The 26,114-nt window shown below is 70.9% G+C and carries 24 protein-coding genes; 15 read left to right on the forward strand and 9 right to left on the reverse strand.

Features of this window, described 5'->3' with window-relative positions:
- The first annotated feature begins 84 nt into the window (after window positions 1-84).
- The 3 genes from OIE13_RS33545 to thpR all read left to right on the forward strand — a co-directional run bounded on the left by OIE13_RS33545 (window position 85) and on the right by thpR (window position 2,511).
- Window positions 85-546: a MarR family winged helix-turn-helix transcriptional regulator gene (locus tag OIE13_RS33545; RefSeq protein ID WP_326645493.1), complete on the forward strand. Its 462-nt coding sequence runs from the start codon at window positions 85-87 to the stop codon at window positions 544-546.
- 101 nt (window positions 547-647) lie between these two features.
- A complete protein-coding gene (locus OIE13_RS33550) occupies window positions 648-1,985 on the forward strand; it encodes an MFS transporter (RefSeq protein WP_326645491.1) in 1,338 nt (445 codons plus the stop codon).
- Window positions 1,939-2,511, forward strand: a complete 573-nt coding sequence (thpR, locus tag OIE13_RS33555) for an RNA 2',3'-cyclic phosphodiesterase (protein WP_326645490.1) — start codon at window positions 1,939-1,941, stop codon at window positions 2,509-2,511. Before OIE13_RS33550 ends, thpR begins: the two co-directional genes overlap by 47 nt.
- Before the next feature lie 221 nt (window positions 2,512-2,732).
- On the opposite strand, the gene OIE13_RS33560 is transcribed toward thpR, so the two are convergent.
- On the reverse strand, window positions 2,733-3,701 hold the full coding sequence (locus OIE13_RS33560; protein WP_326645489.1) for an aldo/keto reductase: 969 nt from the start codon (window positions 3,699-3,701) through the stop codon (window positions 2,733-2,735).
- 119 nt (window positions 3,702-3,820) lie between these two features.
- On the opposite strand from OIE13_RS33560, the gene OIE13_RS33565 reads away from it, so the two are divergent.
- On the forward strand, window positions 3,821-4,972 hold the full coding sequence (locus OIE13_RS33565; protein WP_326645487.1) for a hypothetical protein: 1,152 nt from the start codon (window positions 3,821-3,823) through the stop codon (window positions 4,970-4,972).
- 70 nt (window positions 4,973-5,042) lie between these two features.
- On the opposite strand, the gene OIE13_RS33570 is transcribed toward OIE13_RS33565, so the two are convergent.
- Window positions 5,043-5,420 (reverse strand): STAS domain-containing protein, encoded by a 378-nt coding sequence (locus tag OIE13_RS33570; protein WP_326645485.1) that lies wholly within the window; start codon window positions 5,418-5,420, stop codon window positions 5,043-5,045.
- Window positions 5,421-5,748: 328 nt separating this feature from the next.
- Between OIE13_RS33570 and OIE13_RS33575 the strand changes: the two genes are divergently transcribed.
- From OIE13_RS33575 to OIE13_RS33590, 4 genes are all read left to right on the forward strand, one after another.
- Window positions 5,749-6,774 (forward strand): NAD-dependent epimerase/dehydratase family protein, encoded by a 1,026-nt coding sequence (locus OIE13_RS33575; RefSeq protein ID WP_326829206.1) that lies wholly within the window; start codon window positions 5,749-5,751, stop codon window positions 6,772-6,774.
- Window positions 6,775-6,835: 61 nt separating this feature from the next.
- Window positions 6,836-8,026, forward strand: coding sequence for an L-2-hydroxyglutarate oxidase (lhgO, locus tag OIE13_RS33580; protein ID WP_326645481.1), 1,191 nt, complete (start codon window positions 6,836-6,838; stop codon window positions 8,024-8,026).
- A 10-nt stretch (window positions 8,027-8,036) separates the two neighbouring features.
- Entirely contained in the window at window positions 8,037-8,768 is a 732-nt protein-coding gene (locus OIE13_RS33585; RefSeq protein ID WP_326829207.1) for a response regulator transcription factor, read from the forward strand.
- Window positions 8,768-10,150, forward strand: a complete 1,383-nt coding sequence (locus OIE13_RS33590) for a HAMP domain-containing sensor histidine kinase (RefSeq protein WP_326830328.1) — start codon at window positions 8,768-8,770, stop codon at window positions 10,148-10,150. Before OIE13_RS33585 ends, OIE13_RS33590 begins: the two co-directional genes overlap by 1 nt.
- A 217-nt stretch (window positions 10,151-10,367) precedes the next feature.
- Here OIE13_RS33590 and OIE13_RS33595 read toward each other — a convergent pair whose 3' ends face one another.
- On the reverse strand, window positions 10,368-12,344 hold the full coding sequence (locus tag OIE13_RS33595) for an efflux RND transporter periplasmic adaptor subunit (RefSeq protein ID WP_326829208.1): 1,977 nt from the start codon (window positions 12,342-12,344) through the stop codon (window positions 10,368-10,370).
- Between the two features lie 148 nt (window positions 12,345-12,492).
- On the opposite strand from OIE13_RS33595, the gene OIE13_RS33600 reads away from it, so the two are divergent.
- The 7 genes from OIE13_RS33600 (at window position 12,493) to OIE13_RS33630 (ending at window position 21,326) form a co-directional block, all read left to right on the forward strand.
- Window positions 12,493-13,662: an efflux RND transporter periplasmic adaptor subunit gene (locus tag OIE13_RS33600; RefSeq protein WP_326645473.1), complete on the forward strand. Its 1,170-nt coding sequence runs from the start codon at window positions 12,493-12,495 to the stop codon at window positions 13,660-13,662.
- Window positions 13,659-14,390: an ABC transporter ATP-binding protein gene (locus OIE13_RS33605; RefSeq protein ID WP_326829209.1), complete on the forward strand. Its 732-nt coding sequence runs from the start codon at window positions 13,659-13,661 to the stop codon at window positions 14,388-14,390. The genes OIE13_RS33600 and OIE13_RS33605 overlap by 4 nt, the downstream gene beginning before the upstream one ends.
- On the forward strand, window positions 14,387-15,652 hold the full coding sequence (locus tag OIE13_RS33610) for an ABC transporter permease (protein ID WP_326645470.1): 1,266 nt from the start codon (window positions 14,387-14,389) through the stop codon (window positions 15,650-15,652). The genes OIE13_RS33605 and OIE13_RS33610 overlap by 4 nt, the downstream gene beginning before the upstream one ends.
- Before the next feature lie 28 nt (window positions 15,653-15,680).
- Window positions 15,681-16,325 carry a hypothetical protein gene (locus tag OIE13_RS33615; protein ID WP_326829210.1) on the forward strand — a complete coding sequence of 215 codons (645 nt, stop codon included), beginning with the start codon at window positions 15,681-15,683 and terminating at the stop codon, window positions 16,323-16,325.
- Window positions 16,326-16,374: 49 nt separating this feature from the next.
- A complete protein-coding gene (locus OIE13_RS33620; protein ID WP_326645466.1) occupies window positions 16,375-17,091 on the forward strand; it encodes a response regulator transcription factor in 717 nt (238 codons plus the stop codon).
- 360 nt (window positions 17,092-17,451) lie between these two features.
- A complete protein-coding gene (locus OIE13_RS33625; protein ID WP_326829211.1) occupies window positions 17,452-19,476 on the forward strand; it encodes an ABC transporter in 2,025 nt (674 codons plus the stop codon).
- The gene (locus OIE13_RS33630; protein ID WP_326645461.1) at window positions 19,473-21,326 is read left to right on the forward strand and encodes a GTPase; all 1,854 of its coding nucleotides are present in this window, start codon (window positions 19,473-19,475) and stop codon (window positions 21,324-21,326) included. Before OIE13_RS33625 ends, OIE13_RS33630 begins: the two co-directional genes overlap by 4 nt.
- Before the next feature lie 89 nt (window positions 21,327-21,415).
- Here the strand turns inward: OIE13_RS33630 and OIE13_RS33635 are convergent, their stop codons facing one another.
- The 6 genes from OIE13_RS33635 to allB are packed head-to-tail and all read right to left on the reverse strand — an operon-like array spanning window position 21,416 to window position 26,109.
- Entirely contained in the window at window positions 21,416-21,895 is a 480-nt protein-coding gene (locus OIE13_RS33635) for a nucleoside deaminase (protein WP_326829212.1), read from the reverse strand.
- A complete protein-coding gene (locus OIE13_RS33640; RefSeq protein ID WP_326829213.1) occupies window positions 21,885-22,928 on the reverse strand; it encodes an acetamidase/formamidase family protein in 1,044 nt (347 codons plus the stop codon). The genes OIE13_RS33635 and OIE13_RS33640 overlap by 11 nt, the downstream gene beginning before the upstream one ends.
- The gene (locus OIE13_RS33645; protein WP_326829214.1) at window positions 22,925-23,320 is read right to left on the reverse strand and encodes an allophanate hydrolase-related protein; all 396 of its coding nucleotides are present in this window, start codon (window positions 23,318-23,320) and stop codon (window positions 22,925-22,927) included. The genes OIE13_RS33640 and OIE13_RS33645 overlap by 4 nt, the downstream gene beginning before the upstream one ends.
- 11 nt (window positions 23,321-23,331) lie before the next feature.
- Window positions 23,332-23,946: a GntR family transcriptional regulator gene (locus OIE13_RS33650; RefSeq protein WP_326645452.1), complete on the reverse strand. Its 615-nt coding sequence runs from the start codon at window positions 23,944-23,946 to the stop codon at window positions 23,332-23,334.
- The gene (locus OIE13_RS33655; RefSeq protein ID WP_326829215.1) at window positions 23,943-24,782 is read right to left on the reverse strand and encodes a hypothetical protein; all 840 of its coding nucleotides are present in this window, start codon (window positions 24,780-24,782) and stop codon (window positions 23,943-23,945) included. The genes OIE13_RS33650 and OIE13_RS33655 overlap by 4 nt, the downstream gene beginning before the upstream one ends.
- Window positions 24,775-26,109 (reverse strand): allantoinase AllB, encoded by a 1,335-nt coding sequence (gene allB / locus OIE13_RS33660; protein ID WP_326829216.1) that lies wholly within the window; start codon window positions 26,107-26,109, stop codon window positions 24,775-24,777. Before allB ends, OIE13_RS33655 begins: the two co-directional genes overlap by 8 nt.
- Window positions 26,110-26,114: the final 5 nt, after the last annotated feature.

The raw sequence follows: 26,114 nt of genomic DNA on the forward strand, positions 1-26,114 counted from the left end.
GCGCACCGTACGGCCCGCGTCGAGGAGTAAACCCCCTGGAGGGAATCGCGTGCAGTCGTATATAGTTAGCAAAGGTAATGACTTATGCTAACGAATCACCCCAGGAAGGACCACGTCGCGATCCTGCGAGGCGACGCCGGTCTGGCTTCGGCTCTACGCGTGTCACTGGCACGACTGAACAGGCGCCTGCGCAGGCAGGCCGCGGTGCACTCGCTGACGCCCACCCAGCTCGCGACGCTTGTCGCGGTGGAACGGCATTCCGGGATAACCCCCGGAGAATTGGCCGATCTAGAGAAGGTGCAACCGCCCTCGATGACTCGCGTGATCGCCGTGCTGGTCGAGCGGGGGCTGGTGTCGCGTACACCGCACCCGACCGACCGGCGCCAGGTGACCGTGAGCGTGACCGATCAGGGGTCGGCGCTGCTGAAGGAGGAGCGCCGTCTCAAGGAGGCGTGGCTGACGCGGCAACTGAAGGAGCTGACACCCGAGGAGAAGGCGACGCTCAGGCAGGCGGCCCCGATACTGGAGAAGCTCAGCCGGATCTAGCCGACCCCGAGGAACCCGGGGCCCCGGCGATCTCGTATGACGCCGGGGCGTCCGCCACATCAGGCGGAAAGTCCAGGAGAAGGCTCGGGCTGAGGGCGCGGGTGCGGCGGCGGGCCGCGAGGGCCGCCACCGTCAACGAGCTCCAGGCCGTCGAGAGTGGATCGGCCCAGGCCGTCCCCGAGACGCGGGGCGGGATGTTCCGGTCGCTGCGTATCTACAACTACCGGCTGTTCGCGGCCGGCGGCGTGGTCTCCAACGTCGGCACGTGGATGCAGCGCACCGCGCAGGACCTGCTGGTGCTCGACCTGACGAAGGGTAGCGCCACCGCGCTGGGCCTGACCGTCGCGCTGCAGTTCCTGCCGTTGCTGCTGTTCGGCCTCTGGGGCGGCATGCTCGCCGACCGCTATCCCAAGCGGTTGCTGCTGATCGGCGCCCAGTCGCTCATGGGCCTGCTCGCGCTCACCATGGGCGTGCTCACCGTGACCGGCTCGGTTCAGGTCTGGCACGTGTACGTGATGGCCTTCACGCTCGGCCTCATCGCCTGCGTCGAGGTGCCGACTCGGCAGTCGTTCGTCGTCGAGATGGTCGGCCACCAGGACCTGTCCAACGCGATCGCGCTGAACGCGTCGATCTTCAACCTGGCCCGCGTGGTCGGCCCGGCCCTCGCCGGTGTCCTGATCTACGCGCTCGGCGGCACCGGCCCGATCTTTCTGATCAACGCGGTGTCGTTCGCCGCGGTGCTCAGCGGGCTGCTGCTGATGCGCACCTCCCAGCTGACCACCCCCGAACCGCTACCGAAGGCAAAGGGGCAGCTCCGCGAGGGCCTGCACTACGTGATGGCGCGGCCAGAACTGCTCATGCCGATACTGCTGGTCGCCTTCGTCTCGATGTTCACCCAGTCGTTCTCGATGTCGATAGCGCTGATGGCGCGCCAGGTCTTCGGGGCCGGAGCCTCCTCGTTCGGGCTCGCCTCCAGCATGTTCGCGGTCGGCGCGCTGGCGGGCGCCCTCATGGCGGCGCGGCGGGTGAAGCCGAGCAGGCGACTACTGCTCGGCGGTGCTGTCGCGTTCGGCCTGTTCCAGATCGCCAGCGGCCTGGCGCCCTGGTACCCCCTCTATCTGACCCTGCTCGTGCCCACCGGCCTCGCCCTGATCTCGATAAACACCGCGGCCAACGCGAGCGTGCAGCTGGCCACCTCGCCGGAGATGCGCGGCCGGGTAATGGGGATCTACGTGCTCGTGTTCACCGGGGGAGCCCCCCTCGGCGCGCTGCTGCTCGGCTGGATCTCCGATCTGGGCGGTCCCCGTACGGGGGTCGTGGTGGGCGGGGTGCTCACCCTGATCGGCGTCGGTGCGGCGAGAATGCTGACAAAGGTAATCAGCAGGAGGTCGCATGCGGCTGTTCGTGGGACTGCTGCCGCCGCCGTCGGCGCGCGATGAGCTGGACCGCGCCCTAGAACCCCACCGGGCACGATGGCCGGGGCTCCGCTGGCTGGACGCGGAGAACTGGCACGTGACGCTGTCGTTCCTGGGGGAGGTGCCCGACCGGGTGTTGCCCGAGCTGCGGACGCGACTCGCCAGGGCGGCCGCGCGGCACGCCCCGATGACACTGTCCTTCACCGGTGCCGGCGCGTTTCCCTCGGCGGGCAGGGCGCGGGTCTTCTGGACCGGGCTGCGCGGTGACCACCTCCGGCTGGGCCGCCTGGCCGATTCCGCGGCGGCCGGGGCGCGCCGAGCCGGAGCCGGGCAGGCGGAACACCGGAGGTTCAGGCCGCATCTGAGCCTGGCCAGGTGCCGCCCCGAGACGGACATAGGTCCTCTGGTCGAGGCGTTCGGGCCGTTCTCCGGCGCCGAGTGGGAGCTGGGGACGGTGCACCTGATACGGAGCGACCTCGGGGCCAAGGTCCGCTATGAAACGGTTGAGAAATGGGGCCTGACGGCGCGGGCATCCCGTGAGCAGAGCTAGGCTCCAGGGCGTGGATCGTCCCCGTCGCTGGCTGCTGCCCACGGTGCTCGTGCTTCTCGTGCTCCTCGTGGTGATCGGCGCACTGGTGTCCTAGGTTCCGTTCCCCGACTCTTTCCCCCACCGCGGCCGCCCGGACGGCATGGCAGGATCCTTGGGACGGGACCTGGACGCCCATCGGCGGCTTTCCCGACGACCTCGCGGGGGCGCCACCTGAGCACCGGCTACCAGGCGTACTCCTCCGGTGCCGTCCTGAACCCGGGGAAGATCTCGTCCAGGCGGGTCAGGGCCTTCTCGTCCAGAGTGATCTCCAGCGCCTTGGTGGTGCCGTCGAGCTGGTCGAGCGTGCGCGGCCCGATGATCGGTGCGGTGACGACCTTCTGGTGGAGCAGCCAGGCCAGCGCGAGGTTGGCCGGGGCCACACCGAGCTCGTCCGCGAACGCCTCGTAGCGCTCGATCTTGTCGCGGTGCTTCTCCAGCTCGGCGGTGATCTGCTCCGAGGCCGACCGCCCCTTGTCGATCTTCTTGAGGATGCCGCCGAGCAGGCCGCCCGCGAGCGGGCTCCACGGGATCAGACCCAGGCCGTAGTCCTCGGCCGCCGGGATGACCTCAAGCTCGGGGGCGCGGACGATCAGGTTGTAGTGGGACTGCTCGGAGACCAGGCCGAGGGTGTTGCGGCGCCGCGCGCTCTCCTGGGCCTTGGCGATGTGCCAGCCCGCGAAGTTGGACGACCCCACGTACAGGATCTTGCCCTGCTGCTTGAGGATGTCCATGGCCTCCCAGAACTCCTCGAACGGGGTGCTCCGGTCGATGTGGTGTGCCTGGTAGAGATCGATGTAGTCGGTCTGCATCCGCTTCAGCGACGCGTCGGCGGCGCGCCGGATGTTGAGCGCGGACAGACGGCCCTCGTTGGGCCAGTCGCCCATGTCACCGTAGAGCTTCGTGGCGATCACCGTCTTCTCGCGGCGCTCGCCTCCCTTGGCGAACCATCGACCGATGATCTTCTCGGTGATGCCCTCGCCTTTCTTCCAGCCGTACACGTTGGCCGTGTCGAAGAAGTTGATTCCCAGCTCGTGGGCGTGGTCCATGATCTCAAAGGAGTCTTCCTCCGAGGTCACGGGGCCGAAGTTCATCGTGCCCAGGCAGAGGCGGCTGACCTTCAGGCCGGTACGGCCAAGCTGCGTGTAATCCATACGCCCACCCTAAATACCTGGAGTGCACTCCAGGCGAGAGGCTTCGCGGGGGAAATCCATGTCGGCCGGACCCGTCGCGTCTGTGACGCCCGCCGGTGTCGCCGGGGCATGATGACTGGATGCTGAGTAAGCCGGGGGAAGTCTTGGTTCGCGCGTTCGCGGTGGCCGGCCTGACCGCGGCCGCGGTCTTCGCGGGGCAGAGCGCATCGGTGAGCGGCGGGCGGGCGGCATGGGCCGACGCGGGGCAGGAGGCTGGGCAGGGGCCGAGGGCCGACGCGGGGCAGGAGGCGAGGGCGGACGACGAGGAGCGGATCCTCTTTCGTTTCAAGGACAGCCGGATCGCCGAGTCGAGCGGGCTGGCGGTCTCGCCGACCCGCGAGGGCGTCTACTACACGCACAACGACAGCAGCGCCGGACCGGTCTTCTACGCGGTCGGCCCCAACGGTCAGACCCGCGCGAGCTTCACCCTGCGAGAAGCGGAGGCCCGCGACTGGGAGGGCATGGCCGCCTCCGTCGATCAGAAGACAGGCCAGGGGGTGCTCTGGTTCGCGGACATCGGCGATAACTTCGACGGGGCCTGGCCTGATATTTCGGTATACAGGGTTGCGGAGCCCACGGTGCTGAGTGACGCCGTCGTCCCCGCGGTGCGTTACCGCTTCCGCTACGAGGACGGCGGACACAACGCCGAAGGCATCATGGTGAACCCTCGCACCGGGCGCCTCTACATCGTGACCAAGCAGTTCGCCGGCGCCGTCTACCAGGCACCGAAACGGCTGCGCACCGACAGGGTCAACGTGCTCCGCAAGGTCGGCTCCGCGCCCATCATGGCCACCGACGCCGCCTACGCCCCCGACGGGTCGAGCTTCGTGATCCGAACCTACTTCTCCGCCACGGTCTACCGTGCTCCCGGCGAGCAGATCGCCCGGGTGACGATGCCGCAGCTGGAGCAGGCCGAGTCGATCGCCTACACGCGGGACGGCAGGCACCTGCTGACCGGTAGCGAGGGGAAGCGCAGCCCGGTCTACCAGGTGCCACTGCCCGAGGAGGTTCTCCGTGAGGCGGCTCCGGAACCCACGTCCGCCCTGCGGCGGGCGGCTCCCACACCTCCCACGCCTCCTGCCCCAGCCCGCACGCCGGTCGCCGGGGCGAAGACCGAACAGGACGACACCGGCGCGGACGCGGGGGTGCCGACCTCGGCCGTGCTTCTCTGGCTGGCGGTCGCCGCCGGCGCCACGGGCACCATCACCCTGATCGCCCGCCACACCCGCTGAGGGACGATCGACGCCCGCTGAGGGACGATCGGGGCGGCCCGGCCGGTTCAGTCCGGCAGCCCCGGCCGGTTCAGTCGGGAAGTCGCGGGTCGCGGTGGGTGGTGTGGGCCAGGGAGGCCGCCACGTCGGCATCGATGAGGAACCAGGCGTACAGGCCGGTCATCTGCAGGAGGCGTTTGAGGACGTCCGACACCTCGGCCAGGCGTAACCACCCGCCCGCCTCCGAGGTCATGCGCGCGCCGCTGAGAAGCGCCCGCAGCCCGGTGGAGTCGCAGAAGGTGATGTCCCGGGCATCGATGACGATCCGCGAACGGTAGTCGGAGACCAGCCGCTCGATGGTCCCCCTGAGCAGTTCGCTGGAGTTACGGTCGATGTCACCCGCGACGATGATCACGGTGCAGCCGGCACGCTCGTGGTGATCGACGCCGATGGAGAGTTCTCTGCTCATCGCCTCGCATTTCCACCCGGTGAAGCCGCCGGTTCCGGCTGTCGTCCGGCCTGATCAAGGTATACCCCGCCGTGCCATCGGGGTGGGCGGCGGGCGGGAGACAGGTGCGTAACGGCTACGAGGGGCAACGGCCGTCTCCCGTGCCGCCGGCCGGCCGGGAACGTGATCTCATGCCGAAAAATGAATGACCGCATACAGATTTATTGCCCCGACATATTCGGGTATTCCTCAACCGTCCCGGACGGATTTCCGGCAATAGGCAGTGATGATTAAGAACCAGAGGGGTTATCCCTTCTCTTCCGGTGAGGATTGCCGCTAACTTTCGAAGATGCGCGTTCTGGTAACCGGGGCATCAGGTTTCGTCGGCTCGCATGCGGTCGCCGCGCTCCTCGCCGACGGGCACGAGCCGCTTCTTCTCATACGCAATCCAGAGAAAACGCGCGAAGTGCTGGCCGGGGTCGGGGTGACGGAGCCGATTCCCCTGCACCGGACCGATATCCGCGACGCGGCGGCCGTGCGGGACGGGCTCGAACAGTGTGACGCGGTCATTCACGCCGCCGCGGAAATCGGGGTCATCGGCCGTGCCGGCGACCCGGCCGGCACGAATGTGAGTGGGGCGAAGAACGTCCTCGGGCAGGCCGTCGAGCTTGGTCTCGACCCGATCGTGCACATCTCCAGCATCGGCGTCTTCGTGCCCCCGGCCGGCCCGGTGATCACGACCGAGAGTCCGCTCTCCGCCCCGAGGAACGAGTACGGCAGGAGCAAGATCTCCGCCGAGTACTACGCCAGGCGGCTCCAGGAGCAGGGGATGCCGGTCACGATCGTCTACCCGGCGGCGGTCGCCGGACCCTGCCAGCCCTCGCTGGACGCGCTGATGGACGGGCTGCGCGCAGGACTGGAACAGGGGTGGCCGATCACCGCCGGCGGCGTCGGCGTCGTCGACGTAAGGGATCTGGCCCTCGTGCTCGCCCGCTGCCTCGAACCGGGCAGAGGGCCTCGCCGGTTCATGCTGGGCGGGCACTATCTCACCTGGGCGCAGCTCGCCGACGTCTGCGACGAGGTGACCGGGAACCGCTGCCGGAGGTTCAGGGTCCACCGCTCGGTGCTGCGTGGCGCGGCGGCCGTGGTCGACGCGATGAAACTGATCAAGGAGATCGACTACCCGCTGACCAGGGACGCCGTCGAGATGATGGTCACGATGGTCCGCGCGTACGACACCCCGACCCTGGAGGCGCTCGGCGTGGGGTTGCGACCGGTCCAGGAGACCGTCGCCGACTCGCTGCGCTGGCTGGCACAGGAAGGGCACCTCGCCGCCGACAAGGTCGGCAGGCTGGCGGGTAGTGTCACGCGGTAACGCGATCCCTACCGCATGGCAGGGGCGGCGGCGGTGCCCACCTCACAGTCAGGAGTCGGCGATGAAGGTCGGGGTGGTCGGTGCGGGGATCGTCGGGTTGGCCGTCGCGAGGGAGGCGGCACTGACCCGCGGCGCCAGGGTGACGGTCCTGGAGAAGGAGGATCACGTCGGAGCCCACCAGACCGGGCACAACAGCGGCGTCGTTCACGCCGGAATCTACTACCGGCCTGGCTCGCTCAAGGCCACACTCTGCAGGGAGGGCGCGGCACTGCTGCGGCAGTACTGCGCCGAGCACCGCATCCCCTACGACGAGGTCGGCAAGCTCGTCGTCGCCTCCACCCCGGCCGAACGGCCCGAACTGCGGCGGATCGCCGAACGGGCCCGCGCGAACGGGGTTCCCGGCATCGCCGAACTGGACGCGCGGGCCCTGCGGGAGATCGAGCCGCACACCGTCGGCACGGGTGCCGTGCACTCCCCGCGTACCGCGATCGCCGATTTCCCCGCCGTCGCCAGGCGTCTGGCCGCGGACGTGGAGGAGAGCGGCGGATCGGTGCTGCTCTCACATCCGGTACGCGCGGTACGGGAGACCGCGAGCGGGGTGAAGGTCCTGGCAGGGGAGCGGACGCTGAGCTTCGACCGGCTGATCGTCTGTGCCGGGCTCGGTACCGACACCGTCGCGCGGATGGTCAAGGCCACCGGAGACGTGCGGATCGTCCCTTTCCGCGGTGAGTACTACGCGCTGACCGGCACGGCGAAGGACCTGGTCCGAGGGCTCGTCTACCCGGTTCCCGACCCCCGCTACCCGTTCCTCGGCGTGCATCTGACCCGCAGGATCGACGGTGAGGTACTGGTCGGCCCCAACGCGGTCATGGCGCTGGCGCTGGAGGGCTACTCATGGCGGGACGTCGACCTGGCGGAGCTGGGCCGGATCCTGGCCTGGCGTGGCACCCGGCGGCTGGCCGCCAGGCACTGGCGGACCGGGATCAGGGAGGTGACCGGTTCGATGGGCAGGAGGTCGTTTCTGAGCGCCGCGCGCCGCTACGTCCCCGCCCTGACCGCCGCAGACCTCGTCAGGACCACCGGAGGCGTGCGCGCACAGGCGGTGGACGCCTCCGGCGGTATGCTGGACGACTTCGCGATCGACGTGCACGGCCGCGTCGCCCTCGTGCGCAACGCCCCCTCCCCGGCGGCGACCTCCAGCCTGGCCATTGCCAGGCATATTGTGGGGTTAGCCTCTGTGTTGACCAGTTAACTGCTTTCTCATGTGGGCCGGTGAAAATAGACCAGTGACCGACTCACCTGAGGCACGCCTGCTGATCGTCGAGGACGAGCCGAACATCCTTGAGCTCCTGGCCGCGAGCCTGAGGTTCGCCGGCTTCGGCGTCAACACGGCGAAAAACGGCACGGACGCCGTCGCCGCCGTCCAGCGGCACCGGCCCGATCTCATCGTGCTCGACGTGATGCTCCCGGACATGGACGGCTTCGATGTCGTACGGCGCCTGCGCGGCGGCGGCAGCGACACCCCCGTGGTCTTCCTCACCGCGCGCGACGCCACCGAGGACAAGATCCGGGGGCTGACCATAGGCGGGGACGACTACGTGACCAAGCCGTTCAGCCTGGAGGAGGTCGTGGCCCGGATCCGGGCGGTGCTGCGCCGAACCGGCTCCGGTGACCTCGTCCCCCGCCTGCCGCGGCTCAGCTTCGCCGACATCGAGCTCGACGAGGAGAGCCACGAGGTGTGGCGCAAGGGCAAGGCGGTGGCACTGTCACCAACGGAGTTCAAACTGCTCCGCTACTTCATGGCGAACGCGGGGCGGGTGCTGTCCAAGGCCCAGATTCTCGACCACGTGTGGGACTACGACTTCCGGGGTGATGTCGGGATCGTCGAGTCCTACGTCTCCGTGCTCCGTCGCAAGATCGACAACATGGACCCACGACTGATCCACACGCTGCGCGGCGTCGGATACGTGTTGCGCCTGCCGCCGGCGCCGTGATGTTCAAAGGGACCCCGCTACGGGTGAAGCTGATCGCCGTCATCCTGGCCCTCCTGACGATCGCGCTCACCCTCATCGGGATCGGCAGTGTCTCGATCATGCGCGGCTACCTGATCGACCGCGTCGACACCCAGATCAACATAACGGTCGACACCGCGCTGCGCCGGATGAACCGGGGGGTCATACCCATCGGCAGGCCGCTGTCGCCCGACGCGAGGTTGGAGCTCCGCGACTCCAGCGGCAGGACCTTCGACGTCTACAGCGGTACCGATGTGGAGGGCAAGCCGGGGCCGCAGGTGCCCCCGGGCCAGGACATCCGGCCGTTCGACAGCGGCGGCTGGAGGGTCCGCACGACACCCCTGAACGGCGGTGGAAATCTCGTCGTGGCCGTTGACATGGCCGAGGTCCGGCAGATCGTCGGCCAGCTCGCGCTGGTGGAACTGCTCGGCGGTGGCGGCCTGATGCTGATGCTCGCCGGGGCAGGGGTATTGATCATCCGCAGGAGCCTGCGACCGCTGGAGGAGATCGAGCGTACCGCCCAGGCCATCGCCGCCGGAGACCTGAGCCGCCGCATCCCCGATGCCGACCCGCGCACCGAGGTGGGCCGCCTCGGCCGTTCGCTCAACGGCATGCTCGCCCAGATCGAGACCGCCTTTCAGGCCCGTTCGGAGTCGGAGTCCTCGGCCCGCAGGTCGGAGGAGCGCATGCGAAGGTTCGTGGCGGACGCCTCGCACGAGCTCCGCACGCCGCTGACCTCGATCCGGGGGTTCGCCGAGTTCTATCGGCAGGGGCCGGGAATCGACGCCGCACCGCTGATGCGCCGGGTCGAGTCCGAGGCGGTCAGGATGGGCCTGCTCGTCGACGACCTGCTGATGCTCGCCCGGATGGACCAGCAACGGCCGCTGGTCATGCGCCCGGTCGACCTGCTCGCCATCGCCGCCGACGCCGTCCACGACGCCCGCATCCTCGCTCCCGAGCGTGAGGTCACGCTCTCGGTGGACGGCTCCGCGCTCATCGTCTCCGGCGACGAGGTACGGCTCCGCCAGGTCGTGGGAAACCTCATGACCAACGCGCTCACCCACACTCCCGAGCGCACCCCGGTGCGGGTGGTGCTCTCCGGCGATGACGGCATGGCCGTCATCGAGGTCGTGGACGAGGGTCCTGGCCTCACCTCCGAGCAGCGCGAACGCGTCTTCGAGCGGTTCTACCGCGTCGACTCCGCCCGGGGCCGTCGCGCCCCCGAGGACGGCGGGAGCGGACTCGGCCTGGCCATCGTGGCCGTGATGGTCGAGGCTCACGGCGGCGGCGTCGCCGTGGACTCGGAGTCCGGCAAGGGGGCGACGTTCCGGGTGCTCCTCCCCCTCGCCTCCGAATCCGGCTGATCTCCGTCCGACTCGACGGAGCCGTCTGTTCGGGGTCGTGTCCCGGGCTGGTCGTGCGAGGTGTGGTGGTCGGTGTTCCGGCTCTGGTTCTCGTGTGGCGAGTGATCGTCTGTTCGAGGTCGTCTTCCTGGCCGGTCGTGCGGGGTGGGGGCGGGGTGTGGCGGCCCACAACCCCGGCCCGGTTCCGGCTCTGGCGTCAGGGACGGTCGTCCGGGGCTCAGGGGGCGCCGGCGCCGGTCTCCGGCCAACTGCTGTCGGGGAACTCCCCGTCGGCCGCGCCGCCGGGCATCACCACCCGGTCGTTCTCGGCCAGTCCTGAGGTGATCTCGACGTACTGGTCGCCACGGACGCCCGTCTCCACGACCCGCTCGGTGCCGCCCTGCACGGTGACCCGGGAGATCCCCTCGCTGGTTTTCACCGCCTGAGCCGGGACATAGAGCGTCTCCGCGGACTTGGCGACGGTCACGGTGACCGAGGCGGTCTGACCCACCATGAGGTCCGCCGGGGGCTTGTCGAACGCGATCGTGACGCCGTACCTCACCAGGCGGTCCGTGGTGGTCGCGGTGGGGGCGATGCCGGTCACGGTGCCCGTGTACCGCTCCCCCTGCCGTGTGGCCAGGGTGATCGTCGCCTGTTGGCCCAGCTCCAGGCTGCCGATGTCCGACTCGGTGAACAGCGCCTCCACCTGGAGCTCGTCCAGGTCTCCCAGGGTGAGGAACGTCCCGGTACCCGTGCTGTCGCCGACCGCGCCGGCCACGGACATGACGGTGCCGTCGGCGGGAGCGACGATCCGCACGCCCGCCAGTTCCTCCGTGGCGTCGGTCAGCTCCGCCTGAGCCTGCTTCACGCGGGCCTCGGCCTGCTCCACGCTGAGCGTTCCCTGCCCGGCCCCGCCGGTGGAGGCGTCAGCGCCGCCACCCTGCCCGGTTTTCGGGGCGGTGTCCTGCTTTGCGGCCTGCCCGGAGTTCTGGCCCGCGTTCGCACCCGCACCGGCGCCCGCGCCCGCGTTCGCACCGGCGCCCGCACCGGCGCCCGCGTTCGCACCCGTGCCCGTGCCGGTGTTCGCGCCCGGTTTCGGGGTGGAGCATCCGGTGGACCCGGGAGCCGGCGTCCTGCCGGTGGTGGGCCTGGCGGTTGCCGTCGGCTTGGCGGTCGTGGGGGCGGCAGTCGGCCCGGGGTGGGTCGCCGGTCCTGAGGGACCACCCGGGTTGGTCGCCGGTCCTGAGGGCCGGGTCGTAGGCGCCGGTTCCGAGGTCGCGGGTGGCCCGCCACCGTCCGGTCTCGCGGTCACGGTGACCGTCGCGGTGGCCGTCACCGTCACCGTCGGAGCGGCCGTTACGGTGACGGTGACGGTGACCGTCGGCGCCGGCTGGGGAGAGTCGTCCCCCGGCCCTCCCGCCGCTGTCGGTGTCGGTGTCGGGGTGGCCGCGGGCGTCGCGGGCGAGGTCCGCGCGAGCGCGGCGGCCGGAGCGAAGGAGCGCGCCGTCGCGGACGCGGGGGCCGAGTCGCGTACGGGGGTGGGCGTGACCGGTGGCGTCGTGAGGCGGTATCCGGCGGGTACGATCCCGCCGGCCGGGACGACCCGTATCTCTCGCTCGGCTCCGGTCGGCTCGGGCACCGGGGCAGGAGCGTCCGTCCCGGTCGGGGCAGGGGTGGCGCCCGCCCCCGGTGGCCGCGTCGCGGTGGGCTCACATCCGGTCTGCCCGGCGGGATCGGACCGGTCGGCTCCCGTCTGGCCCTGTGTCCCCTGCTGCTGTGTCCCCTGCCGGGTCTGCTGGGGAACTCCGCCTGTCGTATTCCCCGATGTGCTTTCCGCCGTGCTTCCGGCCTCCTCCAGCGCCTCCTCGGCCGCCGCGAGTTGCGCTTTCGCGGCGGTGTAGCGCTCGCGTGCGGGCGCGGAGCCGATCCTGGCGAGCACATCTCCCCTGCCGACCTTGTCCCCGGCCTTGACGTAGACCTTCGTGACCGTTCCCGATCCACCGAAGGCCAGGTCGCGGGTGCCGTCGTCCACGGTGTTGCCCGCGGCCGACACCGCGGCGGTCACCGTCCCGCGTCTGGCGAAGGCCGGCTCCCCCCGGGGGGCCTGGTCGGAGCCGCCGTCGAGTGCGACGATCGCGCCCGCGCCCACCAGGACGAGGGCGGCCAGGGCGAGTCCTCCCGTGCGCAGGTTCTTCGGGAGATGGGTCGGTCTCATGGCGGACAATCCTGGACTGTCTGATTCACAGCATGCTCACAGGCCCCTGAAGGTTTGCTGTGCATCCTGAACGGTACGACGCGGTCTACAGGAAATCTTCAGCCTTCGCCGGGGTAGGCCCAAGCCTGGTACGCCAGGGTCGAGCGCTGTGAAGCTGTCGACCAAGCGCGGAGCGCTGATCGTGAACGGGGCCCTCGGGGTCCTGTTGCTGGGCGGAGCGGTGATCGCCTACTCCTCCCTCGGCGGCGAGGCATCATCCGCCGACGCCGCGGTGCGGACCGTGCAGGTGACCCGGGCCACGGTCACCGCCTCCGTCTCCGCCTCGGGGGCCGTGGCCAGCGCCCGCGCACGGGCGCTCGATTTCGCATCGAGCGGCACCGTCGAGAAGATCTACGTCAAGGCGGGGGACAAGGTCACCAAGGGCCAGATCCTCGCCAGGCTGGACGACGACTCGGCGCAGGAAAGCCTGGACGCGGCCGCCGCCGCCCTCGACACCGCGGACGACGACACCTCGACCGCCGCGGCCTACGCCCAGTACGTCACGGCCAGGAACACCTACCGGGCCGCGCGGCGCGCGGTGGAGGGCACGGTCATCAAGGCGCCGTTCTCCGCTACCGTCACCGCGGTCAACGGCACGGTCGGGGGCTCCTCGGGTGCGTCCGCCAAGGCCACCGGTAACGAGGGCAGCACGGGCAGTGCGGGCAACTCGGGCGGCTCCGGTGCCTCCGGCGGTACGTCGAGCGGCTCGGATGGCACGGGCGGTTTCATAGACATCGCCGACACCGGCGAACTCCAGCTCGTCGGCACCTTCACCGAGTCCGACGTCACCCGGCTCAAGGTCGGCCAGGCGGCGTCCATCGGGTTCGACGCGCTCAGCGGCGTCACCGCGGCCGGGAAGGTCATCCAGATCCAGCCGACTGCCACCACCAGCAACAACGTGGTCCAATACCCGGTGACGATCTCCTTCACCGAGGTGCCGGACGAGGTCAGGCTTGGCCAGACGGCCACGGTCGGGGTCGTCGTCGAGAGTGTGGAGGACGTTCTCGCGGTCTCCTCCACGGTGATCTCCACGACGGGCTCCCGCAGTACCGTGACAGTCCTGCGGGACGGGCGGCAGGTGCCCGTCCAGGTGGAGCTCGGGGTCAAGGGCGACATGCTCACCGAGATCAAATCCGGGCTGAACGAGGGCGACCAGGTGGTCCGCCCGGCTGCCACGGGGACCACCACCCAGCAGGGCGGAGGTTTCCCCGGCCTCGGCGGCGGGGGTGGTCGCGGCGGCGGCGGCGGTCTCGGCGGCGGGGGAGGAGCGGGCAGATGACCGTCCCCGTCCTCTCCCTGAAGGACATCACCAAGGTGTACGGCCGAGGAGACGCCGAGGTCCGGGCGCTGCGGGGCGTCTCGCTCAGCGTCGAGCGGGGCGACTACGTCGCCATCATGGGCGCCTCCGGATCAGGCAAGTCCACGCTCATGAACATCCTGGGCTGCCTGGACGTGCCCACCTCCGGCGACTACCACATCGACGGCACCGACGTCGGCTCACTGGACGAGCGCCGGCTCGCCGTGCTCCGCAACCGGAAGATCGGGTTCGTCTTCCAGTCGTTCAACCTCATCCCCCGGATGAGCGCGCTCGCCAACGTCGAGCTGCCCATGGCGTACGGCGGGGTCGGCGCCGCGGATCGGCGGGCCCGCGCCCTGGCGGCACTGGAGCAGGTCGGCCTGTCCGACCGGGTCCGCCACGAGCCGAACGAGCTCTCCGGTGGCCAGCAGCAGCGGGTGGCCGTGGCCAGGGCGCTGGTCACCGCGCCCGCACTCCTCCTCGCCGACGAGCCGACCGGCAACCTCGACACCGCCTCCACCGAGGACGTGCTGGGCATCCTCGACGGGCTCAGCGTCTCGGGCAGGACGATCATGATCATCACCCATGAGGACGATGTGGCCGCCCACGCCAAGCGGGTCATCCGCCTGGTGGACGGCCGGATCATCGAGGATCGCCGCCAGGCCTCCGCCGACGGTCTCCCGCCCCGAATGTCGGAGGTCACCAGGTGAGCCGGCTGGAGATCCTGCGGTTCGCGCTGCGCGGGCTGGCCGCGAACAAGCTGCGCAGCTTCCTGACCACGCTCGGCATCCTGATCGGGGTGGCGGCCGTGATCCTGCTGGTCGCCTTCGGCGAGGGAGCCTCGCAGAGCATCCAGCAGTCCATCCAGCGGCTCGGTGCCAACACCCTCACCATCTCGGCGTCCTTCGCCGGGGGTGGTGGTGGCGGTTTCGGCGGGGCCGGAGCGGGCCTGGCGGGAGGGGGCCAGAACAGCGGCCCGCGTACCCAGGCCAGGCCGCTCACCCTGGAGGACGCCAGGGCACTGACCGACCGCGAGCAGGTGCCCTCGGTACGGAGCGTGTCGCCGGTGGTGACCATGAACTCGGCCGCCGCGGTCCACGAGGGCGCCGGTCATACGATCGCGCAGCTCGTGGGCACCTACCCCAGCTACTTCGAGGCGACGAACAAGCCCGTCGAGAGCGGCACCTATTTCGTCAACGACGACGTGCTGGCCGCCAGGAAGGTCATGGTGATCGGGCGGACCGTGGCCGAGGGGTTGTTCGGCACCGCCGATCCGGTCGGCAGGCCGGTCAGCGTCTCCGGGGTGCCGTTCACCGTGATCGGGGTGCTCAAGGAGTCGGGCTCCACGGGCATGCAGGACGCGGACGACGTGGCAGTCGTGCCGCTGCCCGCCGTGCAGCAGAGCCTGACCGGGTTCGGCGCGCTCGGCTCCATCGTCGTGCAGGCGACCGGCGCGGACACCACCGACTCGGCGCAGGCCGAGGTGACCGCCGTACTCAACCAGCGGCACGGCATCACCCCGACGGGCACCGCGGACTACCGGATCCTGAACCAGGCCACCCTGCAGGAGACGGTCAGCTCGACCATCGGGATCTTCACCGCCCTGCTCGGCGCGGTCGCCGCCATCTCCCTGCTGGTCGGCGGCATCGGCATCACCAACATCATGCTGGTCACCGTCACCGAGCGGACCAGGGAGATCGGCATCAGGAAGGCCATCGGCGCGCCCAGGAGCGCCATCCTCGGTCAGTTTCTGCTGGAGGCGACGGTGCTGAGCCTGGTCGGCGGCCTGTCGGGTGTCGCGATCGCGTTCGCCGGTACCCGCTTCACGATCGCCGGGATCTCGCCGGTGCTCGTACCGTCCTCGATCGCGCTGGCCCTCGGCGTCTCCGTGGGCATCGGGCTGTTCTTCGGCGGCTACCCGGCCAACCGGGCGGCCAGGCTCCGGCCCATCGAGGCCCTGCGCCACGAGTGACCCGTACGGCTTAGGCAAGGAGAGAGACATGGGCGGCAACGCCGACGAGACGGTCCCGGCGGGGAGACCTCTGGAGAGCTCCCCGTTCCCGGGAGACCTGGACAGCGAGCTGGCGGCCCGGCCGCCACGCCGCCTGGCCACGCTCACCCTCGTGCTGGGCGCCGGGGTGATGCTCGTGGCAGGGGTGATCGTGGGTATCCAGGTGCAGAAGGCGGTGGGCGGTACATCCGGTCCGTCCGGTCCGGCCGGCGCCCCGGGAGCCGCGATGCGGCAGGGCACGGGGCCCGGCGGCGGTCAGCAGGGCGGGCAGGGCGCGGGCCAGGGCGGACAGGTTGCAGGGCCCGGTGGCTTCGGCGGCGGTCAGCAGAGCGGTCAGGGCGCGGGTCAGGGTGGTCAGGGCGCGGGTCAGGGTGGGAACGGTCCGGGCGGCGGTGGCCGGGGCGGCATGACCGTGGGCACCGTGCAGCGGGTGGACGGCGGGAAGGTCTACCTCCAGACAGCCGACGGATCCGTGGTGACCGTGAACACCACAGGCGAGACGTCCGTACGCCTCACGAAGGAGGGCAGGGTCGCAGACCTCAAGCCCGGCGGCACCGTGGTCGTACAGGGAGCCAGGGCCGAGGACGGCTCGGTCGCCGCGACCGCGATCAACGAGGGGGGCGGCCGACGGTGAGCAGGTTCCCAGGAAACGTTCAGCCTCGGCTGAGCTTCGTTCCAGAGAGGTGAGCGAGCCTCGGGGGGTGCTGGACAGTGTGGAAGCCCGATTGCTGGTCGTGGACGACGAACCGAATATCAGGGAGTTACTCTCGGCCAGCCTGCGACTCTCCGGATTCGAGGTGGTGACCGCGGCGGACGGACGGGAGGCCATGCAGTTCGCCGAGCGCATCCGTCCCGACCTTGTCGTGCTGGACGTGATGCTGCCCGACATGGATGGCTTCGCCGTGGCCGGGCGGCTGCGGGAGATGAGCGAGCAGATGCCCGTGCTCTTCCTCACCGCGCGGGACGGCACCGACGACAAGGTCGCCGGGCTGCGCGTGGCCGACGACTACGTGACCAAGCCGTTCAGCCTGGAGGAGGTCCTCGCCCGAATCCGGGCCGTGCTCCGGCGTACCAGGGGAGACCTCGACCTGCCCGTCCGCCTGCAGGTCGGCGACCTGGAGTTGGACGAGGAGGCGCACCAGGTCTGGCGGTCCGGCGTCCCGGTGCGGTTGTCGCCCACCGAGTTCAAGCTTCTGCACTACTTCATGGTCAACAGCGGCAGGGTGCTGTCCAAGGCGCAGATCCTCGACCACGTCTGGAACTACGACTTCGGCGGCGACGCCGGGGTGGTCGAGTCCTACGTCTCCTACCTGCGCCGGAAGGTCGACACGGCCGAGCCACGGCTCATCCACACCCTCCGCGGGGTGGGATACGTTCTGCGCCCCCCGCGCAATGATTGAATTTTCAGCCGATATTCAGCTCTACCTGACCTGATTCTGAGTTTTGTGTGTTCCAATAGACCCTGCATGACCCCCGATCGCCTCGGAACCATCCGATGGACTCGGGCTCGCCTCCAGCTGCGGGGGAGACGAGTCCGGCACGGTCCACGGCTGAGATCCGAGGGCTGCGCCCCACCGCTTTACCGAGTTCGCCCCCGTAACCCGGTCAGGCGGTGGGGCCAATTTCGTTTTGAGGGGTCCCGTAGGGCAGGGGCCGCGGTCCTGCGGCAGACGCCTTGGTCGTGACCTCACCTCCGGAACCGCGCAGAGCGGCGGGGCGATACGCGTCTAGAGGACATCCCATCGGGCAGGATCGACCGTATGGGCGACAACGACGGTCTGCTGGAGACGCTGCGAGAGTTGCGGCGACATCTCGACCGTGACCTGTTCCCCCTCACGATCGGTGACGTGGCGGCCGATCGCCGGGCACTGCGCGAGCTGACCGGCCAGCTCGACGACTATCTCATCCCCCGGCTGAGCGCCATCGACGCCCCGCTGCTCGCCGTCGTCGGCGGCTCCACCGGGGCAGGCAAGTCCACGCTGGTGAACTCCCTGGTCGGTGCGGACGTCTCCGAGCCAGGCGTGCTGCGGCCCACGACGATGGCCCCCACCTTGGTCACCAGTCCCGCCGACCGTGACTGGTTCACCGCCCAGAACATCCTGCCCGGCCTGCCCCGCGTCACCGGTAACGGCAGAGGAGAGCCCGGCACGCTCCGGGTCGTCACCGCCGGGGCACTCCCGCCGGGACTGGCCCTGCTGGACGCCCCCGACATCGACTCGGTCGTCACCGCCAACCGCGAGCTGGCCGCCCAGCTGCTCGCCGCCGCCGACCTGTGGCTGTTCACCACCACCGCCGCCCGGTACGCCGACGAGGTCCCCTGGAGCTTCCTGCGCTCGGCCAGGGAGCGGAGCACGGCCCTGGCCGTCATCCTCTCCCGGGTGCCGCCGGAGGCACTGAGTGTGGTGCGCAAGGACCTGGCCCGGCTGCTGGAGGCCAATGGCCTGGGCGGGACTCGGCTTTTCGAGGTGCCCGAGCTGGTGTTGCCCGAGGAGAACGCCCGGCTGCCGCGCCAGGCGGTCCAGCCGATCGCCGACTGGCTCACCACCATCGCCGCCGACTCCCGTTCTCGCGCCGACGTGGTGCGCCACACCCTGTCCGGCGCGCTGGAGAGCCTCTCCACCCGCGTTCCCGCGCTCGCCGGAGCGGTCGAGCGCCAGCACGCCGGGGCCGCCGAACTGCGCTCGATGGCTGATGCCGCCTACGCCGTGGGCCTCGCCTCCTTCGACGAGGGCATGCGGGACGGGTCGCTGCTACGGGGGGAGGTCCTGGCCCGATGGCAGGACTTCATCGGGACCGGCGACCTGATGCGCTCCCTGGAAAGCCGGGTCGGCCGGGTCAGGGACCGCCTCGTGGCGTTCGTCACCGGGCGGCCCGCGCCGGAGAGCGAGCTGCGGGTCGCGCTGGAGAGCGGGGTGGAGGCACTGATCAGGGCCTCGGCCGACGGTGCCGCCGAGCGCCTGATGGAGTCGTGGTCATCGCACCCGGCGGGACGCGCCCTGCTGGAGCGTGAAGGGGTCGCCACCGCGGGGCGTCTCGGCCGGGCCTCCGCCGACCTGCCCGCCAGGGCGCAGGAGGCGGTCAGGGGCTGGCAGTCGTACGTGCTCGACCTGGTCAGAAAGGAGGGGGCGGACAAGCGGACCACCGCCCGCATCACCTCGTTCGGACTCAACGGCGCCGGGCTGCTGCTGATGCTCGCGGTGTTCGCCTCGACCGGCGGCCTGACCGGCATCGAGGTCGGCATCGCCGGAGGCACCAGCGTGCTCAGCCAGAAGGTCCTGGAGGCAGTCTTCGGCGACCAGGCCGTCCGTACCCTCACCGTCAAGGCCCGTTCCGACCTGCGCGCCCGGGTGGCGATCCTCCTCGGTGAGGACGCCGACCGCTTCATCACCCTCCTGGACGCCGTCCAGCCCCCCGAGGGCACCGCCCCCGCCCTCCGTACCACCGCGGACGCGGTACGCGAGCACCTGCGCGAACTGCCCGTCGTGGACCGCCGGGCCGCTCTTTCGCCGGGCTCCGCCCCCGAAGGCGCGGGTTCCGCCGCGGTCGTACCTGATTCCCGGCAGCGGTCCGGTGTCCAGCGCCCGCCCGGTGGTGTCCAGCGCCCGCCCGGTGGCGTCCAGCGCCCGCCCGGTGGCGTCCAGCGCCCGCCCGGTGGCGTCCAGCGCCCGCCCGGTGGGCACGGTCCGCATCCGCCCGACGGGTCCGACGACGTTCCACGTGTGAGTGGCGGGACCGATGACGGGGGGCCGCGCGCCACCGGCGCCGGAGAGGTGGGCGAGGCGTGAAGCTGCTGCGAAGGGAGAAGGCGGTCTCGCTGGACGACCGGCTGGCGGCGCTGGCACGGGCCGCCGACCTGGCCGACGGGCGGCTGGACGCCGAGGCGGTCGCCGTGGCGCGTTCGGTGGTCTCCCGCGCCGGGGTACGGGCAAGCCTGTCGGTCGACCACACCGCGGTCGCGCTGGCCGGAGCCACCGGCAGTGGTAAGTCCTCGTTGTTCAACCTGCTGTCCGGCACCTCGCTCGCCACGGTCGGGGTCACCCGGCCGACCACCTCGACCGCCCAGGCCGCCCTTTGGGAGGGCGGCGGGGCAGGACCGCTACTCGACTGGCTGGGTGTCCCCCGCCGTCACGAGCTCCTGGACACCTCAGGCTCGGCCGGTGTCACCCCCGAGAGGGATCGCGAGATCCGCTCCGCTGACGTCGCCCAGGAGGAGTTCGCCTCCGGGGAGCACGAGCTTCTCGACGTTCCCGGCTCCGGCGTCTCCGAGGGTGGTCGCGAGATCCGTTCCGCCGGTCCCGTCCCCGATGCTCCGGTGCCCGTCGGTCAGCCGTCCGGGATGGACGGGGAGGCCGCGGGGCTGATCCTGCTCGACCTGCCCGACCACGACTCGATCGAGCCCTCGCACCGGCTGGAGGTCGACCGGCTCGTCGAGCTGGTCGACCTGCTGGTCTGGGTGCTCGATCCGCAGAAGTACGCCGACGCGGCGGTCCACGACCGCTACCTCAGGCCGCTGGCCCGGCACCGGGAGGTCACGGTCGTCGTCCTCAACCAGATCGACCGGCTCTCCCCGGCCGCCGCCGAGCGGTGCCTGAAGGACCTCCGGCGGCTCCTCGACACCGACGGGCCGGCCGGGGTGCCGGTGATCGGGGTCTCCGCCCGCACCGGCGCGGGCATCCCCGAGTTGCGCTCCCTGCTCGCCTCCCGGGTCGCCAACCGGCGGTCCTGGGCCGCACGCCTCGCCGCCGACACCGGTATGGCCGCCGACGCGCTTGGAGAGGCGTCCAGCGCCACCACTCCAGGAGAGAACCTCTCGATGGACAATCTGGTGAAGCCGCTGAGGGACGCGCTGTCGGAGGCCGCCGGGGTGCCGGCCGTCGTCGAGGCCGTGGCCAGGTCCTACCGGCACCGCTCGATCGCCGCCACCGGATGGCCGCCCACCCGGTGGATCCGCCGCCTGCGGCCCGACCCGCTCCGCCGCCTCCGCCTGGACGCCACCAGCCGTGCCTCGGGGGAGTCGGGGGAGCAGGGAAACATTGAGGGGAACATCGTCGGGAGGACCTCGATCCCCGTCGCGACGGTCGTCCAGCGCTCCCGGATGGACAACGCGATCAGAGAGGCCGCGAGAAGCGCCTCGGCCGGGCTGCCCGCGCCGTGGACGGCGGCCGTGCGGCAGGCGGCGAGGTCACACGGGGACGAACTGGAGGACGGCCTGGACCGAGCGGTCGCCACCACCTCTCTCGGCGCCGCCCGGCGGCCCCTGTGGTGGCGGCTGGCCGGGCTGGCGCAGTGGCCGGCGCTGGCGACGGTGCTCGCCGGAGGGGCCTGGCTGCTCGCCCTGGTCGCCATCGACTACCTACGACTTCCGCAGCTCTACCTGCCGACGGCGGGAGAGCTGCCCTGGCCCACCACGCTGCTGATCGGGGGTGTCCTGCTCGGCCTGCTGATCGCGCTGCTCTCCCGGGTGGCCTCCTGGGCCGGCGGCCGGCGCCGCGCCCGCAGGGCGGCGAGGGCACTGCGGGAAAGCGTCGACCGGGTCGCCCGCGAGCTGGTGCTCGACCCGGTGGAGGAGGAGCTGTCCCGATACCACCGCTTCACCGAGGCGGTCACGCTGGCCAGGAACGGCACTCGCAGGTGAGGTGACTCCCAGAGGGCGTTGCGCGAGTTGATGTCCTTTTCGTCTTGTGGATTGGGGAAGGCGGGCCGGTCGGGGCGTTACCGGCGGGGTCAGCCGTGGGTCATCAGGCGTCGGTGGAGGGCACGTACCTCGTCGACGTACTGCTCCACCGGTCCCTCCGCCCGAACGCCGGGCGCCACCGCCTGGATGGGAAGCGGACTGACCGGGCTGGGTGGGGCGCCGCATTCCGTTCGCCACTGGCTGAGCTGCTTTCTGGAGGTGGCGTAGACGATGCGGCCGAGGCCGACCAGCGCATGCGCGGCCGCGCACATCGGGCAGTGCTCGCCCGAGGTGTACACCGTCACCGCGGCGCGCTCCTCGGGGGACAGGTTCGCCGCCGCCCACCGGACGATCGCGAGCTCCGGGTGGCGGGTGCGGTCGACGGCGTTCACCCGGTTGCGCTCCTCGAGCAGCACCTCACCCGTGGGGTCGGCGAGCACCGAACCGAACGGCTCGTCTCCGGCATCGAGCGCCTCGGCCGCAAGGTCCACGCAACGGCGCAGATGCCGCAGGTCAGTCTCAGTGATCATAAACAGGAGCCCTTTCTGGAAACCTGCCGACGCAGGGATCAGCGATCAGCGCCTTGGAGATGCGGCAGTGGACGCCCTGGGTGATGTCGACGACCTGTGTGAGGGCGAAGTCGCCTGCCCCGCTGAGATAGAGGTAAGCCTCGTCCGCGCTCATCCCGGTCACCTCGCGCAGCAGATGAACGGCCTGGCGTACGCACTGGCGCATGGCCTCGCCGAGATCCTCGTCCAGGCCGACCGTGATCCACGCGTCCGGCGTCTCCGCGAGCGGCCACGTCGTGGCCCCTGGGCCTGCGTCCGCGACCGACAGGCGTACGGTGGCGCGCAGCGAGCCTTCCAGAGCGGTGAGCGCGACCTCGCCGTTGCCTTGGGCGAAGTGCGGATCGCCCACGTAGAACCCGGCTCCCTCGGTCTGCACGGGCAGGTGGAGCGTGCTGCCCGCAGTCAGCTCGCGCAGGTCGAGGTTCCCGCCGTACGGCCCGGGCGGGATGGTGCCGAGCGCCTCCGGGCCGGCCGGGGTGACGCCGCACAGGCCGAGAAACGGCCGGACCTCGATCAGCGCCTCCCCGCCCCTGTGCGGGAAGACCGCGTAGCGTCCGTCGGGTGTCAGCGCGCAGAACCGGCTGACCAGCGGCTTGCTCGGCAGCTCACCGGGTAGGGCGCCGCGGCCGTGCCGGCTGGAGATCACCCCGTACGGCACGCGGGGATCGAAGTCCAGGAACTCCACCCGTAGCCAGTCCCCTGGCCGCGCCTGCCGTACGCGCACCGGGCCCAGCACGAGATGCGGGCCCAGTGTCGGGCCGAGCCCGGAGGCGGCGATCTCGGCCGCTTCGGCCAGCACTCCGTCGGCGGGCACGCCGAACGCGCCGAAATAGGAGACCGGGTCGCGCCCCTGGTCGGGCATCAGCCCCTCCTGCGACACCGTGTCGAAGACGACCACGTCGCCGCTGTCGACTTCCAGGACCGGCGGGGTCCGCTCGGTGGGAAGCGCGCCCCAGGAGACTGTGCCGGGTGCGCAGCCCAGGTGGTGCCTCATCGCTCGGCCCGCTTGGCCAGGTACTCCCGCCAGCCGCCCGGCTCGGTGATCTCGGTGACGCCTGGTAGGCCCGCCGGGTCCGACCGGCAGACCATGCTGAGCGAGCTCCGGCCGTCCTCCAGTTCGATGACGGTGAGCTCCAGCTCGGCGGGTTCCCTCGGCAGGAGCCGTTCGCGCAGGTCGGCGTAGGAGATCTCGTAGATCTCCCCGGGCACCCCCCAGCCGCCGGGGCCGGCCGGCAGCAGGCCGGGGAAGGTGTCGTGGAAGGAGAAGAACCGGTAGCGAGGTGCAGTGCGCACCTTCCCGCTGAAGCGGGCCATGGCCAGGGCGTCGTTCAGCTCTCCGCCGCTCATCGCCTGGCCGTTGACGAACATGGTGACGTGCTGGTCCATGAAGGACGCTCCTATAGCGTGGAGTTGCCGTGCCCGCGCAGCGCGTGTACGCGTACGGCGGTGACGGCGCGTTCGGCGTTGCCGCTGGACAGGTCGTCGAGCAGGGCCCGGTGCTGGGACACCGGCTCGTGCCCCGACTGCTGGACGTAGTCGTCGGAGGGGTACAGGAACGCCTGACGTTCCAGGAAGCCCGAGGTGATCGTGGAGAAGGCCGCCCGGTTGATCGCCATGTGCAGGTCGAGATGGGCCATGGAGAATTGCGGGCCGGCGATGCCGTGCTCCTCCAGCGCCTGCCCCAGCGGATCGAGCAGGGCGTACAGCGGCGCCCAGTCCACCAGGTCCGCCTTCTCCGCCAGGAGGCCGGCGGCCACCTGGTCGAACGCCACGCGCAGCAGGTGCATCTCTCCTCTGGCCGCGGCGTCCAACTCGACCACGGTGAGGTGGCCGCGGCGCACCCGCTGGACGAGACCGTCGCTGGCGAGCCGCTGCAACGCCTCGCGGATGGGGGTGCGGCTGACACCCAGTTCCTCGGCGATCTGTTCCTCGACCAGGCGGGTGCCGCCGGTGTACTCACCGGTGGTGATGCGCTGGCGCAGGTAGCGGTAGACCCGTTCGCGTGCGGTCACCGTGCCTGTGCCTCCGCCCGTGCTTTGACCAGGGCCGCGCGGCAGGCGTTGGTCACCCGCTGCATGTACGTGCCGGACATGACACTCATCCCGGCGCGCAGGGCCATGCCCTGAAGTGCGGAGGTGCGGTTGTTCAGGTCGAACAGGCGCCCGCCCGGCGCGGCGATCGCCTCGAACGGGAAGGCGAACGGGTTCCGCTCGGAGTCCTCGGTCTCTCCCCAGGTCGTGGTGTTGACGATCAGGTCGGCCGGCCGGTCCAGGTCCGCGGGGGCGACGGCCTCGGCCCCGTACCTCTCCGCCCAGGCCGCCAGGGCGGCGGCGTCGCGCGCGCTGCCCACCAGTCGCGCCCGCGGCCAAGCCCGCCGTACGGCGTGCGCGACGGATCCCGCCGAGCCGCCCGAGCCGAGCACCAGCACGCCGGCCGGGTCGTGACCGGCGAGCAGGGTGTCCATCGCGGCCCAGGCGGCCCAGCCGTTGGTGTTGACGCCGGTCAGGTAGCCGCCGTTCCTGACGATCGTGTCGATGACACCGGTGGCCGATGCGGTGGGGGTGATCTCGGTGACCAGCTCGGACACCGCCTTCTTCCAGGGGCTCAGCACGAGGGCGAGGTCCCAGTCGCCGGCGGCGACCAGATCGTCCGGCGAGGGGTACGCCAGGGCGGAGGTGACCTTGATCTCCAGCCGCTCCATGGCGTCGTGCAGCAGGCCGCCGGACACGGCGTGTGGGGCGGTCGTGCCGATGCCGGCGAGCGAGGCGGCCAGCGGGCCGGGGGCGCCGTGGGTCAGGCCGGACTCCGTGAGACAGCGGTCGACGGCGCGGCTCAGGTTGTCACGCACGGGGCCGCACCTGCCGTCCCACCGGGCCGCCGACGATCTCGCCGCGGTCGAAGACACGGTGGCCGCGCACGTACGTGCCGACGACGGCACCGGTGACCTTCCTGCCTTCGTACGGCGTGACTCCGTGCGCGGACTTCAGCTCAGCACCCGTGATCACGGTTTCCGCGTGGGGGTCGACCAGCACCAGGTCGGCGTCGTATCCGGGGGCCACCTTGCCCTTCCCCGGCATCGACCAGCGCCGGGCCGGTGCGTAGGAGGTGACCCGGACGACGTCCTCGACGCTCATCCTGCCCTCGGCGGCGGCGGTCAGCAGCAGCGGCAGCATGGTCTCCACTCCGACGAATCCTCCGTGCGCCTTCCACACGTCCGGCTCCGCCTGCTCGGCGGCGGTGTGAGGGGCGTGGTCGGTGGCGATGACGTCCACGTCTCCCTTGGCCACCCCGTCCCACAGCGCGGCCACGTCCGCGGCCGGCCGGATCGGCGGGTTGAGCTTGATGAGGTTGCGATGCGTGTCATAGGCCGAATCGTCGAAATGCAGGTGGGCGACCAGCACTTCGACGCTGACCCGGTGCCCCTGGGCGCGCAGGTCGCGGACCCGCTGCAGGCCCGCCCCGGTCGACAGGTGGTGGATGTGCGCCTTGGCGCCGGCCGCGCTCGCCAGCGTGACGAACCGGGTGACCGCCTCGACCTCGACGAACTCCGGCCGGCTCTCCAGATGGGCGCGCGGGTCGGTACGGCCGGCGGCCTTCAGCCGCTCGATGAACAGGCGCAGCAGGTGGTCGTTCTCGGCGTGCGCGCCCACCACCAGGCCCGCCGCCGCGGCGGCCTCGAGCCCTTTGAAGATGGAGGCGTCGTCGGGGCAGCGGTTGTCGCCGGTGGTCTGGCCCATGAACAGCTTGAAGCCCATGGCGCCGAGCTCGGCCATCTTGGTCATCTCCGCCGCGTTGTCCTGGCCGAGCATGCCGTACAGGCCGAAGTCCACGTATGCCTTGCCGGAGACCAGGTCCAGCTTCTCCTGGAAGCCGGCCGCGGTCGCCACGGGCGGCACGGTGTTGGGCATGTCCACGACAGTGGTGACGCCGCCCGCGGCGGCGGCCCTGGTGCCGCTGGCGAAGTCCTCCTTCTCGGTCATGCCCGGCTCGCGGAAGTGGACGTGCACGTCCACCAGGCCAGGCAGGACCAGCAGGCCGGTGGCGTCGACGGCGGGCACGCCGGAAGCCGCCAGCCGCTCGCCGACCGCGACGATCTGTCCACCTGCGACCGCGACGTCGTGGTGGTGGCGGCCGTCGTGGGAGACGACGGTCCCGCCGGTGATGACGAAATCCATGTTCT

The sequence above is a fragment of the Streptosporangium sp. NBC_01810 genome (genome assembly GCF_035917355.1).
In the GTDB taxonomy this organism is placed as follows: Bacteria; Actinomycetota; Actinomycetes; order Streptosporangiales; family Streptosporangiaceae; genus Streptosporangium.

Excerpts from the sequence above, each read along its gene's own strand:
- OIE13_RS33565 (WP_326645487.1), top strand. The coding sequence starts at position 3,821 with ATGCTGAGTAAGCCGGGGGAAGTCTTGGTTCGCGCGTTCGCGGTGGCC.
- allB (WP_326829216.1), bottom strand. The coding sequence starts at position 26,109 with ATGGATTTCGTCATCACCGGCGGGACCGTCGTCTCCCACGACGGCCGC.
- OIE13_RS33615 (WP_326829210.1), top strand. The coding sequence starts at position 15,681 with ATGGGCGGCAACGCCGACGAGACGGTCCCGGCGGGGAGACCTCTGGAG.
- OIE13_RS33570 (WP_326645485.1), bottom strand. The coding sequence starts at position 5,420 with ATGAGCAGAGAACTCTCCATCGGCGTCGATCACCACGAGCGTGCCGGC.
- OIE13_RS33625 (WP_326829211.1), top strand. The coding sequence starts at position 17,452 with ATGGGCGACAACGACGGTCTGCTGGAGACGCTGCGAGAGTTGCGGCGA.
- OIE13_RS33560 (WP_326645489.1), bottom strand. The coding sequence starts at position 3,701 with ATGGATTACACGCAGCTTGGCCGTACCGGCCTGAAGGTCAGCCGCCTC.
- thpR (WP_326645490.1), top strand. The coding sequence starts at position 1,939 with ATGCGGCTGTTCGTGGGACTGCTGCCGCCGCCGTCGGCGCGCGATGAG.
- lhgO (WP_326645481.1), top strand. The coding sequence starts at position 6,836 with ATGAAGGTCGGGGTGGTCGGTGCGGGGATCGTCGGGTTGGCCGTCGCG.
- OIE13_RS33585 (WP_326829207.1), top strand. The coding sequence starts at position 8,037 with ATGTGGGCCGGTGAAAATAGACCAGTGACCGACTCACCTGAGGCACGC.
- OIE13_RS33605 (WP_326829209.1), top strand. The coding sequence starts at position 13,659 with ATGACCGTCCCCGTCCTCTCCCTGAAGGACATCACCAAGGTGTACGGC.
- OIE13_RS33575 (WP_326829206.1), top strand. The coding sequence starts at position 5,749 with ATGCGCGTTCTGGTAACCGGGGCATCAGGTTTCGTCGGCTCGCATGCG.
- OIE13_RS33640 (WP_326829213.1), bottom strand. The coding sequence starts at position 22,928 with ATGAGGCACCACCTGGGCTGCGCACCCGGCACAGTCTCCTGGGGCGCG.
- OIE13_RS33645 (WP_326829214.1), bottom strand. The coding sequence starts at position 23,320 with ATGGACCAGCACGTCACCATGTTCGTCAACGGCCAGGCGATGAGCGGC.
- OIE13_RS33590 (WP_326830328.1), top strand. The coding sequence starts at position 8,768 with ATGTTCAAAGGGACCCCGCTACGGGTGAAGCTGATCGCCGTCATCCTG.
- OIE13_RS33545 (WP_326645493.1), top strand. The coding sequence starts at position 85 with ATGCTAACGAATCACCCCAGGAAGGACCACGTCGCGATCCTGCGAGGC.
- OIE13_RS33635 (WP_326829212.1), bottom strand. The coding sequence starts at position 21,895 with ATGATCACTGAGACTGACCTGCGGCATCTGCGCCGTTGCGTGGACCTT.
- OIE13_RS33595 (WP_326829208.1), bottom strand. The coding sequence starts at position 12,344 with ATGAGACCGACCCATCTCCCGAAGAACCTGCGCACGGGAGGACTCGCC.